Genomic DNA, 13179 nt, shown 5'->3' with positions numbered 1-13179 from the left:
TGTTTCTATAATTGTAATGAAATATAAATACTATGTTCACACTCATTTTCTAAACCGATAAAATTTAGTGTTTCAATAGCAGATTGATGCCCTAAATACTTTTGAATGACTGGTATAGGTATACCTTTTTGATAAGCATGATATGCAAATGTCTTACGCAATGTCGTTAGTCCTACATTATCTATACCAGCTTCAATTGATGCTTGGTGAATTATTCGATATGCTTGCTGTCTAGATAATACTTGATTTGTTCGTAGTGATTGAAAAAGAACGTCTTCATTCGAAAGACTCCTGTCCTCTATATATTGAAGTAGTTCTTTCGATAATGTTTCTGGTAACCTAATTTTAATCAACGAATGAAAATGTGCTTTACACATTTCTGATAACGTACACTTTTCAATTAGTCTCTTAACTTGAGAGACTGTAATTGTTAATAATTCTGATACTTTCAATCCACTATGTATAGCTAACTTAAAGAATAAATAGTCACGTTCAGATTTTATCTTGAGCGCTTCATACATTTTAACAATATCATCATTAAATTTAATCGCTTCTACTTTATTCATTACTCAACCTCCCCTTGCTTTAAGTGTCTTAATCATAGCTATTTTATATTTTAGTTACATATATCTATTGCCTTTTTTATAGATTTTAAACATAGAAAATAAAATTAGCCATTTTATTATTTTATTTCGATATATAGTGTGAAAGGAGGTTTTAAAATATGAGTAAAATAAACCACATCACTATTGTATTATCATTTACTAAAGTAGACGCTAACGGCAAACAAACAGAATTTAAGCGTCGATTCGCTAACATTAACCCTGATGCATCAAACGACCAAATTAAAACATTCAGCAAACTTATTGAGCGACTTACTGGAGAAACATATAACAATATCGAACTCATCAAATCTTTATCAATTTAATCAGGAGGACATATTCATGACTAAAACACTTGAATTAAGTTTTAAATCTTCACTAGACAAGCCTGTAAAACTGCAATTACCACAATTAAACAACGTAGTGACCGAGCAAGTTGCACGTGATAGTATGAATGCATTAGTAGATTTAAATATTATAAAGTCAAATAGTGGTACTATCACCAAAGTACATTCTGCTCAAATTATTGATAAAACAACAACTGTTTTATTTGAAGATAAGAAATAGATATAAAGAAAGCGCAATTAATTTAGTATAAATACTAACACCCTAGACTTTCATCATGATTGTCTAGGGTGATTTTGTTATGATAATGTCCTGTTTTTTTCAACATTATTGTAAATGAGTTGTATATTTTCTCTATAATGATAATGTATTCATATGATTTTATTATTAACTTTGGAAAGTGAGACTTTATTCATATGCTTCTTTTCTATATCATTGGTGTCCTAGTTGGAATGCTTATTCCTATCCAAACATCTGTCAATTCAAGACTATCACTGTATACTAAATCGCCTTTCTATACTTCATTCATTTCATTTTCAGTTGGAACAATTTGTTTAATTATTTTAAATATCATTATCAATCCAGAAGTATTTACTATTCACTTTTACAATAATCAATCATTTAACTACACATGGGTAGTCGGTGGTTTGCTTGGGGTTAGCTTTTTAACTGGCAATTTATTGTTATTGCCAAAATTAGGTGCAACATTAACTGTAATTGCAACAGTTGCGGGTCAAATTATTATGGGTGTCATTATTGATACATTTGGCTTATTTGGCGCTACAATTCATGATTTTAATTTAATTAAAGCAATTGGAGTATTGTTACTCATTGTCGGCATCGTCATAATGAATCAATTTAACAAGAATAATTTATTACTAACTGATCAAAAGTATTTACTGTTTTGGCTTCTCTTAGGATTTATTTTTGGTTTCTTTCCACCTATTCAAACGACAATTAATAGTGCTTTAGCAAGTCATACTCATTCACCAGCCTTTGCATCATTAGTATCATTTACAATTGGGTCAATAACGCTATTGATTTTAACCGCTATTTTTAATAGTTCTTTAAAACTAAAAACAAGTCATTTAAAATTCGGTAAATTAAAGCCTATCTATTTTACTGGCGGTATACTTGGTATGGCTTTTGTAACAGCTAACATTATCTTAATGCCTCATATGGGTGCAGCATTAACAACACTTATTGGGATGTTTGGCCAGATTCTAATGGGCATATTGATAGATCACTTTGGATTATTTGGTTCACCTAAAATAGCAATGACATCCAGAAAAACTATTGGTCTATTATGTATTTTGACAGGCATTATACTTTTAAGATTATTTTAAATTAACTTTTAGCTTATCATTTTAACTTGTAATTATTTTTAAAAGTGATAAGCTATTTTTTTGTGGTCTAAAAATCTTTAGAAAAGCGTTGATTTGGGTAGTATACTTTGACACAACAAATTTTAATTTAGCAAATTCGATAGTCAACTCATTCTTAAGACCTAAATTAATGTTATTTTTTAATAATTTACACCAAATTAATAGCAAAAATTATGTTATTCGTGCTAATATTTCATAGTTGGTTATTCAATTAATTAAAAATAAGTCAAAATGCACAACTTTTTATAATTCATTGAGTCGAGTTTGAAAAATAAAAGTGCTTTAATGCATGATCAATTATCGTACTTTCTATTATTTGTTACCCGTTATCAATCGGAATAACGTATATACACTTTAACGTGCTATAGATTGGTTTTAATCACTAAATTAATGTGTTTTTCTTATCATTAAAACTGCACTGAGAATTACTAAATTAAAAAAATTATAAAAATTTTTCATTTTTAGTGATAAAATTCTGAAAAATGGGTATAAATAGTAGAAGAAGTTAACTTGGAAGAGTTAAGCTATAACAAAGAATCTCTTTAGACACACATTGAATATCGAAACATTTAATTGCGCTAAATCGTTTCATTAAATAAATTACCTTGTATTGGCGATTAAATTAAGGTAAATTATAAAAAATGCTGATATTTTTGACTAAACCAAATGCTAACCCAGAAATACAATCACTGTGTCTAATGAATAATTTGTTTTATAAACACTTTTTTGTTTACTTCTCATTTTTAATTAGTTATAATTAACTAAATAATAGAGCATTAAATATATTTAATAAAACTTATTTAATGCAAAATTATGACTAACATATCTATAATAAATAAAGATTAGATATCAATATATTATCGGGCAAATGTATCGAGCAAGATGCATCAAATAGGGAGGTTTTAAACATGGCAATTACAAAAATCAATGATTGCTTTGAGTTGTTATCAATGGTCACTTATGCTGACAAATTAAAAAGTTTAATTAAAAAGGAATTTTCAATTAGCTTTGAAGAATTCGCTGTATTGACATACATCAGCGAAAACAAAGAGAAAGAATACTATCTTAAAGATATTATTAATCATTTAAACTACAAACAACCACAAGTTGTTAAAGCAGTTAAAATTTTATCTCAAGAAGATTACTTCGATAAAAAACGTAATGAGCATGATGAAAGAACTGTATTAATTCTTGTTAATGCACAACAACGTAAAAAAATCGAATCATTATTGAGTCGAGTAAATAAACGAATCACTGAAGCAAACAACGAAATTGAACTATAATTTTGTTTAGCGCAATTTGGTGAAGTTTGATAGATGATACATTCTATTAAACTTCCTTTTTTTATGTCTTTTTTTACCTAATTGTTAAGAGGTTTTGCACTAATGGCACTTAATATAAGGAAGATAGCCGCATAACGAGCAGTATATATCAAATACATTTCAAAAAAAGCTGATTTCTATCAAATAATGAATAGTAATCAGCTTTTTCACATTGCCTAAGGACTTTATGCCCTAGGTTTATATATCACATATTATGATACGCTTTTTAAAAAATTTAAATAATAATTCATAAATGCTTCTGGTTCTTCAATATGCGGTGCATGTCCTGAATGTTCGAAGATTTTTTTCGTAACATTTAAAAAATGCGCTTCCAATTTAAAATGATTCTTATCTTTAATCAAAGGATCATGTTCCCCATTAATTAACAAAGTAGGTACACATGTACGTTTTTTTAAATACATAGGTTCATCTTTATGCAAAATTAATGAACGAATTGCCACCGCACTATCATCCTCAGACTTAATGCTATATATTCTTTGTTTTTGATACCATTTCATCGTCTTCTCTTGATTTCTAAACAATTTAGAAAATAAAAGAATATACGCTTCAGACTTATTAAAACCCGCTATATCATCTTGATATTGTATTAACAATTGAGTAAAGCTGTGTATTAAGTCATCTTTCTTCGATGCAATGGTAGTTAATGATTTTACACGATAAGCATATTTATCTGTAAATAACTTAGCAACTACCCCACCTAAATCATGTCCTAGAATATGTGCCTCATGAATATTTAACTTCTCCATTAGAATTTTTAAATCCTCAACGTGATCGTTTAAATCGTATGATTCACTTTTAGAAGACTTGCCATGACCTCTTAAATCGTAAGTAAGTACTTTATATGATGATGCTAGTTGATGTTGCAAATCTTCAAATCCAGCTAAATTACCATCCAATCCATGAAGTAATATTATAGGATCCCCTTTACCTTCAATTTGATAAGTTAATTGGATTTGAGGATTAATTGTGACTTTATTCATTGTGACACCTCCCTCAATAAACTATATACCCAACCTTCATTCTATATACGCTTCCATTTTATAAACAATTTTTTTAAATTATTTATAAATTACCAAAAGTTATTCCAACAATAAAAAAACTATTCATCTCAATTAATACAATTAATCAAGTGAATAGTTTTATCATATTTATAATCTTGTACGTGAAGATAATCTAATTGTGAAATATATAACTAGAACTACTAATAATATCCATATAATTAATGAAAAAATCTGGGCTGATTGTGGATTATGAATCATTGCATCGACGGTTTTTTGACAAAATAATAAGCCGATTCCCGAAAACTCAAGTCGCTTATAAAATATGCCGGCAATTACTAAAATAATACCAATGAAAAAGAAAAATTGATGTCCAAAATTTGTAATTGGTATAACGCCCCAAGTAATATTAAATGCTTGTAATATAATTAATAACAAGGATATGATAGCGATAATTGTACCCATAATCATTTCTATTTTATTACTACGCAAGTAATTCTTTTGTGACACCCTTAGGTATACAACAATAGTCATTGGAAAAATCACTAAACAATAAAATAGACTCATTCCAGTAATAGCTTGAAACTGAACATACTGTTTATCATATAAATAGGATATGAGAATGAAGTTTATAATAAAGAAAATAACTGGATTCATTTGTAAAGCAAATAAATTCCTTTGAATCATTAATATGATTTGTGCTGGAGATTTTCTTTTATATTCAATATAATCTTGATCTTTCTTTTCAGAATTTTTTATATCAGTAATTACTTTCTCTTTAATATCATCAATCAAATGCGGTGATAAACCTTTATGATTAAAGTAATCTTCTATATTTTCTAGTAAAATTTTATCGTTAATACGCATTGGTAGTACTCCTTTAAAATGAAACATCTTTATTTATTGTATTGGTTTAATTTCCCCTTCGCAAATCATAAAAATTAATATTCACTGTATTATGCCATGTAATAAAATAACCGACAAGTATTGCGATTTAACTTGTCGGTTAAGCACGATTAATTTAATTATTATTTTTCCAAATCAATACGATATAATTTTATGTTTTTATCTTTTGGTGCTGAGGCAAATTGATAAGTCGTTTTGCCTTTTTCAATATATCCAAAATTACCAGCAACTTTGCTATATTCCGTATGTGTTACTGCTTTGCCAACATAATTTTTAACAGCTTGATATGTTGGACCATTAGCATCATTATACATCATTGAAATATGAGTTACTTTACCATTGTTTTTCTTACCATCAGTAGTTACTAATAACATACCTTTTTTAGTATGGAATTCGTAATAATGTTCAGTTCCATCTTCATTGTAAGAATACATAGGATTTTTGTACTTAGTTAAAACATCTTTAATAGATTCGCCAATTTTCACATTTTCTAATGACTGATCACCCTTAATTAATTGTTTAACAGTATCAATAGAGTTGCCACTTGCTGCTTCGGCACTAGTGTTCACTAAGCCTACTCCCATTACAACAGAACATGCAATTATACTTGCCGTTAGTAGCTTTTTCATAAGCACTCTCTCCTTTTATTTATATCGTCTTGTGCTCACAACCATTATACAACAATCATTTCTAAAACAACAGTCATATTACAATTATATTACAAATAATAATTACTACTTTTATATTTCACTTATCACTAAAAATTAAACATGCTTTTCATCGTGATGTTTGTTGATAAATGAAGCTGTATCTTCGACGAATCTTTCTTGCTCTTCAACAAATGGGAATGCACTTGATTCTTGATATACTTCAAAGTCCGCATTTTGGATTAAATCAGCTACTTCTTTAGCTTCCAATCTTGTTGTTCTTTCACCGAATTCTCCTGCAATAATTTTTGTCGGTACTACGACATTTCTATAAGTTTGAGAAATATCAGCGTTTTTGAATACCTCTTTAACTGCTTGAATTTCTTCTTTAGTTGATATTTCATTTGTATCTACGACATGTTTAAGGAATCGATTCATTTTTCTCGGACGATAATACTTACGCTTATTTAAAAATTTATCTTGTTTTTCAGGATCCCAGTTTCGAATAATATGGGCATATTTTCTAAATAAACGTTCTTCCGGTAATTCACCTTCAATAGATGTTGGATTTACCAACATAAGTGATGATGTAAATTCAGGATAACGTACTGAAATATCCGCACCAATGATTCCACCCATTTCATGGCATACAAATGCAACTTCTTCAATGTATAAATATTTAAGTAATTCAACAATGTCATCAGAAAAATCTTTTATTTCAATGTGACGAGGTTTATCAGAATAGCCATGTCCACGTAAATCAATTAACACAACTTGAAATGATTTTGCTAATTGTGCTGCTAATTTATTAAACACAGAATAATTATCAAGTACAGTATGAATCAATACGATAGGATAGCCTTCACCTAATGTACTGTAATGTATCGATGTTCCATCTTTTCTAGTAAATAGATCCATAATTTTCTCCTTTATTATCATTTTTTATTGGTAAAATGGTTAATAATTCTTCCACTGTTGTAATTGTAAAATCAACTTCTTCTTCGAGTGGTTCAATTTCAGCATCTTCTTGTTTATACCATACACTAACCATGCCCATAGCTCGTGCTGGAGCTACATCATTTAACGCATCATCGCCAACATACATAATTTGCTCAGGTAATACCCCTAGTTGATCAATCATATCTTCAAAAATTTTAGGATGTGGTTTACGAAAACCAACTGTTTCTGATGTTGATAAATAATTAATAACATGCATCAAACCAAGTGAATGTAATCGAAATTGTTTAATCTTAGATTTACCATTTGCGATAACACCAATTTGAAAGCCTTTTTGCGATAGCTTTTCTAGTGTATACAAAGTATCGTAATAAGGAAATACATAACGATAAAAATGCATTTCAAAATCATTAAATAAGTCTTTCCAAGTTAACCTATCTACATGGAAACGTTTAATGATTTCTTTATATAAATCAGGTTTATCATTATCTTCATCGTCATCTAGCTCAATAAATGCTTTTTTAAAATCTGCCAGTTGAACATGAATTAAGTAGTCATGAAATCGTTCATATTGCTCTTCGATAAATTTCTCTCGAGATTTAACTCTGTCCAACAACGTACCTTCTAAATCAAATACAACTGCTTTAATTTGATTCAAATCCATCGCTTATGCCCTCTTTATGTTTATAGTTATTTTTATTTTAGCAAATGTCATGTGCTAGTGTAACCGTTTCGACTGAGATATTAGCATGTAAAATAACACTGGTATACCAATTAATGCAATAATAATGCTTGCCGGTATTTGTACTGGTGACAGTATATGGCTACCAATAAAATCTGCCATAACCATTATTTGTCCTCCAATTACAATATTCAAAGCCAATTGTCTTCCTAATGATTGTTTCCACTGCCATTTTCTAATGAGTTGTGGTATCACCATACCAATGAATCCAATGATGCCAACATATGCGACATTTATCGCCGTTATCATAGAAGCTATACATAACGCGATATATGTAATCAATTGAACATTTAAGCCTAGTGACTGACTTTTTAGTTCTCCTAATTGCAATAACTTTAGTTGATTAAGAATGATAAATATACCAAACAGTGCAATGATAAATGTGATTGCTATTATGGATACATTTGAGTATTCTGCATCACCAAAGCCACCAAACAAATAATTGGCAATTGTATTTAATTTGCGAGGTTTTAATAAAATCAAAAAATATAGAAGTGAATTGAATAATGCACCAATCATTAAACCACTTAATATTAAGATTCTAACTGGATAGCCTTGGCTCAATACCGACGTAATGACTAATACAGTTATTAATGTTATCAAACTAAATGTTATTGAAAATACAGGAATCCATAACGTTGTTAAACCTAAAAATAATGCTAATCCTGAACCAAATGTAGCACCGCTTGCCAATCCTAATGTAAAGCTATCTGCCAATGCATTATTTAAAACTGTTTGAAATATAAGACCTGCAACTGTTAATATCATACCTGTCAACAATGCTTCTAATAATCTCGGTAATCTAACATTGATTAAAATAGACTGGTTAAATACATCATTGATATCCCCCAACTGCCAAAATAGATATATGCTAGTTGTTATAATCAATATGACTATCCAGCTCAATAATACTTTATTAAATGTCATAGCATTCTCTTTTCTTTCATCGATAATTACATTCATTATAGCAATCACATACTCGCGTTGCTATCATTCACTAAATATATTTTAAAAACCCCTTATCTCAAACATGTATTTTTTTACATGTAGCAATAAGGGGCATAATTAGAATGGTTTATTTTCTATAAATTGCATCTCTTAATTCTTTTAATCCTTCATCAATACGTGGACCTGGTCTTGATACTTCATCACCATTTACAACTTCAATACGTGTATTCTTGACAGCATTAATTTTATTGAATCCACCCCTTTTTTTGATGATATCCATATAATCTGATCTTGTCTTAGCTTCCGTCGAAATTAATATATCTGGGTTCTTTTTAATAATACTTTCCTTCGTTACAGGGTTCCAACCATTAATGTCACTATAAACATTTTGGGCTTCTAATTTTTCTAACATATCATTAAAAAATGTATGCTTCCCTGCTGTATATATTTCAGGCTTTGATGAAACCTCAATAAATACTTTTGATTTTTTATGATGAGCAGGAATTGAATCTATGACTTTATCGATATTATCTTTAGTTTCCTCAACAAGTTGTTCAGCCTGCTTATCATGATGCGTTAATTTCCCAATTTGCTTAAATGTGTTGTATGTTTCATCAATTGATTGTGCATCTTTAACATACACTACTTTGATGCCTTGTTTCTCTAATGATGACAATACTTTATTAGCAGTTGCCTTTTGCGACTCATGCGCAAGAATTAGATCTGGCTTTGCCTTTAAAAGTTCCTCTTTATTTAGATTCAAAGCATCAAATTGTTTCTTACCCTCTTTCACATCTTTTGGATAATCATCAACCGTTGAAACACCAACTATGTATTTACCTAATCCTAATTCATATAAAATTTCAGTATTACTAGGCATTAACGAAACAATTCTATGGTACGGCGATTTAGACGAGCCATTATCATCGCTACCTTGTTTATCATTATCTTTCATACCACAGCCACTCAGGACAAGCATAAAAATCAAAATAAAAGCAATTAACGATTTCTTCACATTATCACATCTCCTTTTTAATCCCACTTTTCGCTTTAGCGATTAGAGGGATTTATGCAGTTGTGCCTTAGCATCCAACTGCGTTCCTCTTCACCTTTAGTGATTAGAGGCTTTTATGCAGTTGCTGCACAAACAAACAACTGTTTTTTTCTTTATATGCTTCTATTTATTATATAAGTCCACATACTAAAAGAAAATAGTAAATTATTTTTTATATTTCATATAAACTCATCTATCTAACTTCACAGCGTTTACTTTTTAAAGTAAGGTTCTAAAAAATCATAATTCTTTATATCTTTGTCTCTAAAGTAATGTTTACCAAATACATCTAACAGAGCATGAAATTCATTAGCATCTTGATTTGTAAAATGATTTGGTAATGTGACTACTTTTTTTAATTGATCATAATTTTTAGTGTTTTCATATCCTAATTTATCATATATTTTTCTTGTATAGCTATCTGGAATAAATTCAATACGTCCGAATATATAAACAAGTAAGACATCTGCTGTTTCACTTCCAATACCTTTCAAAGATAATAATTCTTTTCTTAATCCACCTTTATATCGCTCATTAATCTCTTGATAATTGAAATGATGTCGTGCTAACCATGTTAATAATGTTTTAATCGTCAGTGTTTTACTTTTATAAAAGCCACTTGAATGTATCAATGATTGTAACGTTTCAATAGGTAGTTCTAATATATGATTGGGATTAAAATGCGTATGTTCTTTAATCTGATTCAATGCAATTTCTGCATTTCGCCATCTAGTATTTTGAACTAAAATTGCACCTAACATCAGTTCAATGTCATTATCAGCAGGCCACCAATTTTGCGGTCCCATATGCCTATATAACAATTTATACAATTCATCAGTTCCTAACATTTACACCCTCCTTTTAGAGCCCCTAATTAATAAATTAATTAGGGGCTCTTATGCAGTTGCTGCGCAAGCAAGCCAACTGTATTCCTTTACTCCCCTTGAGCTTTAGCGATTTAGGCTCTCTTATGCAGTTGTGCAGTAGCATCCAACTGCGTCCCTCTTAACCTTATTCACATACTAAGCATTCCCCAATATGTCACATACCTAATTAAAAACACTCCAACACAAAGTATCTTTCGAGAAACTCTACGTTGGAGTGTATATAAATGTTCTTACATTGATTCAGGTGCGCTTACACCGACCATTGCCAATGCATTTTTCAATGTAATTCTGACCGCTTCAATCATAGCAACATGTGCTTTTGTTTTTTCAATATCATCTGTTAACACTTTTTCAGCATTATAGAATTTATGGAAATGAGCAGCCAAGTCTTGAATATAGTTAGTAATTCTATGTGCTGATCTATGCTCAGCAGCACTTTCAATTGTAGGTTCGAAATCAGCTACTTTTTTCAACAATTCAATCGCTTTTTCATTTGTAATCGTTGTAAAATCATTCGCAGCAGTCACTTCAATACCTTGCTCTTTCGCTTGTTTTAAAATTGAACAAATACGCGCATGTGCATATTGAGCATAGTAAACTGGATTGTCTTGAGATTGCTCTTTCGCTAATTCCATATCAAAATCAAAGTGACTATCAGGACTACGCATAGTTAAGAAATAACGTGCAGCGTCAACGCCAACTTCGTCCATAATTTCTCTTAATGTAATCGCATTACCAGTACGTTTACTCATCTTCACTTCTTTACCATTTTCCATTAAACGAACCATTTGCATGATTTGAATTTCTAAACGATTACTATCTACACCAAACGTTTCAAGAGATGCTTTCAAACGATTAATATAACCATGATGATCAGCACCAAATAAATCGATTAAAATGTCATTACCACGTTTAACTTTATCGAAGTGGTACGCAATATCTGGTAAGAAATACGTATATGTACCGTCATTTTTAATTAATACTCTGTCTTTGTCGTCTTTAAAATCAGTTGTACGTAACCATGTAGCGCCATCAGCTTCATACGTATAACCTAATTCTTTCATTTTTGCTAAAACTTCAAGAATTTCGCCTTTTTCATATAAAGATGTTTCACTAAACCAATTATCAAAATGCGTATTGAACTCTGCTAAATCATTTTTCAATTTAGCCATTTCGTATTCTACGCCTAATTTTCTAAATTCTTTCAAACGTGCTTCTTCAGAATAATCTTTAATTTCAGGGTGTTTCTCTGCTAAATCTTTACCTATTTCAATAATATCTTTTCCATTATAGCCATCTTCTGGCATTGAATAACTATTGTCACCTAAAGCTTCAAAGAAACGTGTTTCAATCGAACGCGCTAAGTTAGTAATTTGATTACCAGCATCATTAATATAATATTCACGTGTTACATTATAGCCAGCTGCAGTTAAAATATTAGCTAAAGCATCACCAACTGCTGCATTTCTAGCATGACCAATATGTAAATCTCCTGTAGGGTTAGCTGAAACATACTCAAGCAATACATTTTGACCTTTTGATTCATTTACATGTCCAAATTGATCACCTTTTTCAATTGCTTCAGGAATAATTGCTGTTAAATACTGATTATCTAAGTAAAAATTAATGAATCCTGGACCAGCAATGTCAATTTGTTTTACATGTGCTTTTTCAGTATCTAAGTTATCAACAATCGCTTGAGCAATTTCACGAGGATTACGCTTTGCAATCTTAGTCAGTACCATCGCAATATTAGTAGCATAATCTCCATTTTTTGTATCTTTAGGAACTTCAATTTTAATATCAGGAATCTCATCTGCTAATCCTGCTTTGTTAATACTTGCTGCAATTTCTTCTACTAATGTTTGTTTCACTTGATCAATAATATTCATTCGCCTATCTCCTTATAGTTAATTTCATATTGATAAGAACCCATTTTTTCATTATCTTGATATAATTCATAATGAATCTTTAGCTTGCCACCGTCTCCACTTACGAAATGTAAAATGCGTAATGTTTTAACTTCTAGTGGAATTCGTCCAGCCGATATATCGTAAAAAGTTGTTGTCGTTTGTCCTTCAACAAAATGCAAATTCATATTAATGTCGCCTTTACGAATCAACTTAACGCTATCATCATCCACTTTTATTGTAACATTAACTGTTGCATCCTCAATTTGTTCTACATACCGAATAAAGTTAGATTGCCTTTGTTGCCAAGTTCCTTCAGTAGTAAATTCAAATTTTTCTTTTTCGTTGTGCTGTTTCAACACTTGCTTTGTTTGAATACTTACTTTTTTATCCAATTTACTACTCACCTTAATCTTCGCATAATAGAAATATTATAGCATAAAATAAGGTCATCT

Annotated in this window: 15 protein-coding genes; 4 read left to right on the top strand and 11 right to left on the bottom strand. The window is 30.1% G+C overall.

All coding sequences use genetic code 11. The features are described from left to right. Positions 1–5: 5 nt before the first annotated feature. On the bottom strand, positions 6–566 hold the full coding sequence (locus tag NSS86_RS01750; RefSeq protein WP_001044915.1) for a tyrosine-type recombinase/integrase: 561 nt from the start codon (positions 564–566) through the stop codon (positions 6–8). A 158-nt stretch (positions 567–724) separates the two neighbouring features. On the opposite strand from NSS86_RS01750, the gene NSS86_RS01745 reads away from it, so the two are divergent. The 4 genes from NSS86_RS01745 to sarA all read left to right on the top strand — a co-directional run bounded on the left by NSS86_RS01745 (position 725) and on the right by sarA (position 3615). Next, positions 725–928, top strand: a complete 204-nt coding sequence (locus NSS86_RS01745; RefSeq protein ID WP_000036086.1) for a DUF1659 domain-containing protein — start codon at positions 725–727, stop codon at positions 926–928. Between the two features lie 16 nt (positions 929–944). Next, the gene (locus tag NSS86_RS01740; protein ID WP_000169042.1) at positions 945–1169 is read left to right on the top strand and encodes a DUF2922 domain-containing protein; all 225 of its coding nucleotides are present in this window, start codon (positions 945–947) and stop codon (positions 1167–1169) included. Between the two features lie 194 nt (positions 1170–1363). Next, positions 1364–2293 (top strand): DMT family transporter, encoded by a 930-nt coding sequence (locus tag NSS86_RS01735; protein WP_001557159.1) that lies wholly within the window; start codon positions 1364–1366, stop codon positions 2291–2293. A 947-nt stretch (positions 2294–3240) separates the two neighbouring features. Beyond that, on the top strand, positions 3241–3615 hold the full coding sequence (gene sarA / locus NSS86_RS01730) for a global transcriptional regulator SarA (RefSeq protein ID WP_001018677.1): 375 nt from the start codon (positions 3241–3243) through the stop codon (positions 3613–3615). A gap of 251 nt (positions 3616–3866) precedes the next feature. On the opposite strand, the gene NSS86_RS01725 is transcribed toward sarA, so the two are convergent. The 10 genes from NSS86_RS01725 to NSS86_RS01680 form a co-directional block, all read right to left on the bottom strand. After that, positions 3867–4655 (bottom strand): alpha/beta hydrolase, encoded by a 789-nt coding sequence (locus tag NSS86_RS01725; protein WP_001045423.1) that lies wholly within the window; start codon positions 4653–4655, stop codon positions 3867–3869. Positions 4656–4823: 168 nt separating this feature from the next. Then, positions 4824–5540 (bottom strand): hypothetical protein, encoded by a 717-nt coding sequence (locus NSS86_RS01720; protein ID WP_001222133.1) that lies wholly within the window; start codon positions 5538–5540, stop codon positions 4824–4826. Positions 5541–5701: 161 nt separating this feature from the next. Next, entirely contained in the window at positions 5702–6208 is a 507-nt protein-coding gene (locus NSS86_RS01715) for a hypothetical protein (protein ID WP_000735558.1), read from the bottom strand. Between the two features lie 135 nt (positions 6209–6343). Continuing rightward, complete coding sequence (locus tag NSS86_RS01710) at positions 6344–7144, bottom strand: alpha/beta fold hydrolase (protein ID WP_000362978.1); 801 nt, start codon at positions 7142–7144, stop codon at positions 6344–6346. Continuing rightward, the gene (locus NSS86_RS01705; protein WP_000365354.1) at positions 7128–7847 is read right to left on the bottom strand and encodes an HAD family hydrolase; all 720 of its coding nucleotides are present in this window, start codon (positions 7845–7847) and stop codon (positions 7128–7130) included. Before NSS86_RS01705 ends, NSS86_RS01710 begins: the two co-directional genes overlap by 17 nt. 54 nt (positions 7848–7901) lie before the next feature. Continuing rightward, positions 7902–8852 (bottom strand): iron ABC transporter permease, encoded by a 951-nt coding sequence (locus tag NSS86_RS01700; protein WP_010922824.1) that lies wholly within the window; start codon positions 8850–8852, stop codon positions 7902–7904. 148 nt (positions 8853–9000) lie between these two features. After that, a complete protein-coding gene (locus NSS86_RS01695) occupies positions 9001–9888 on the bottom strand; it encodes an ABC transporter substrate-binding protein (protein WP_000749045.1) in 888 nt (295 codons plus the stop codon). Positions 9889–10139: 251 nt separating this feature from the next. After that, a complete protein-coding gene (locus NSS86_RS01690) occupies positions 10140–10775 on the bottom strand; it encodes an endonuclease III domain-containing protein (RefSeq protein ID WP_000901751.1) in 636 nt (211 codons plus the stop codon). 269 nt (positions 10776–11044) lie between these two features. After that, the gene (gene argS / locus NSS86_RS01685) at positions 11045–12706 is read right to left on the bottom strand and encodes an arginine--tRNA ligase (protein ID WP_001021144.1); all 1662 of its coding nucleotides are present in this window, start codon (positions 12704–12706) and stop codon (positions 11045–11047) included. Next, complete coding sequence (locus tag NSS86_RS01680; RefSeq protein WP_000359086.1) at positions 12703–13119, bottom strand: DUF1934 domain-containing protein; 417 nt, start codon at positions 13117–13119, stop codon at positions 12703–12705. Before NSS86_RS01680 ends, argS begins: the two co-directional genes overlap by 4 nt. Positions 13120–13179: the final 60 nt, after the last annotated feature.

The sequence above is a fragment of the Staphylococcus sp. FSL W8-0056 genome, assembly GCF_037963075.1.
Taxonomy (GTDB): Bacteria; Bacillota; Bacilli; order Staphylococcales; family Staphylococcaceae; genus Staphylococcus; species Staphylococcus aureus.
This window is presented reverse-complemented; position numbering and strand designations above follow the sequence as displayed.

What these genes read in the sequence shown, in the direction of transcription:
- NSS86_RS01750 (WP_001044915.1), bottom strand. Translation starts at nt 566, where the DNA reads ATGAATAAAGTAGAAGCGATTAAATTTAATGATGATATTGTTAAAATG.
- NSS86_RS01690 (WP_000901751.1), bottom strand. Translation starts at nt 10,775, where the DNA reads ATGTTAGGAACTGATGAATTGTATAAATTGTTATATAGGCATATGGGA.
- NSS86_RS01700 (WP_010922824.1), bottom strand. Translation starts at nt 8,852, where the DNA reads ATGACATTTAATAAAGTATTATTGAGCTGGATAGTCATATTGATTATA.
- NSS86_RS01720 (WP_001222133.1), bottom strand. Translation starts at nt 5,540, where the DNA reads ATGCGTATTAACGATAAAATTTTACTAGAAAATATAGAAGATTACTTT.
- NSS86_RS01710 (WP_000362978.1), bottom strand. Translation starts at nt 7,144, where the DNA reads ATGGATCTATTTACTAGAAAAGATGGAACATCGATACATTACAGTACA.
- NSS86_RS01725 (WP_001045423.1), bottom strand. Translation starts at nt 4,655, where the DNA reads ATGAATAAAGTCACAATTAATCCTCAAATCCAATTAACTTATCAAATT.
- sarA (WP_001018677.1), top strand. Translation starts at nt 3,241, where the DNA reads ATGGCAATTACAAAAATCAATGATTGCTTTGAGTTGTTATCAATGGTC.
- NSS86_RS01740 (WP_000169042.1), top strand. Translation starts at nt 945, where the DNA reads ATGACTAAAACACTTGAATTAAGTTTTAAATCTTCACTAGACAAGCCT.
- NSS86_RS01735 (WP_001557159.1), top strand. Translation starts at nt 1,364, where the DNA reads ATGCTTCTTTTCTATATCATTGGTGTCCTAGTTGGAATGCTTATTCCT.
- argS (WP_001021144.1), bottom strand. Translation starts at nt 12,706, where the DNA reads ATGAATATTATTGATCAAGTGAAACAAACATTAGTAGAAGAAATTGCA.
- NSS86_RS01705 (WP_000365354.1), bottom strand. Translation starts at nt 7,847, where the DNA reads ATGGATTTGAATCAAATTAAAGCAGTTGTATTTGATTTAGAAGGTACG.
- NSS86_RS01745 (WP_000036086.1), top strand. Translation starts at nt 725, where the DNA reads ATGAGTAAAATAAACCACATCACTATTGTATTATCATTTACTAAAGTA.
- NSS86_RS01715 (WP_000735558.1), bottom strand. Translation starts at nt 6,208, where the DNA reads ATGAAAAAGCTACTAACGGCAAGTATAATTGCATGTTCTGTTGTAATG.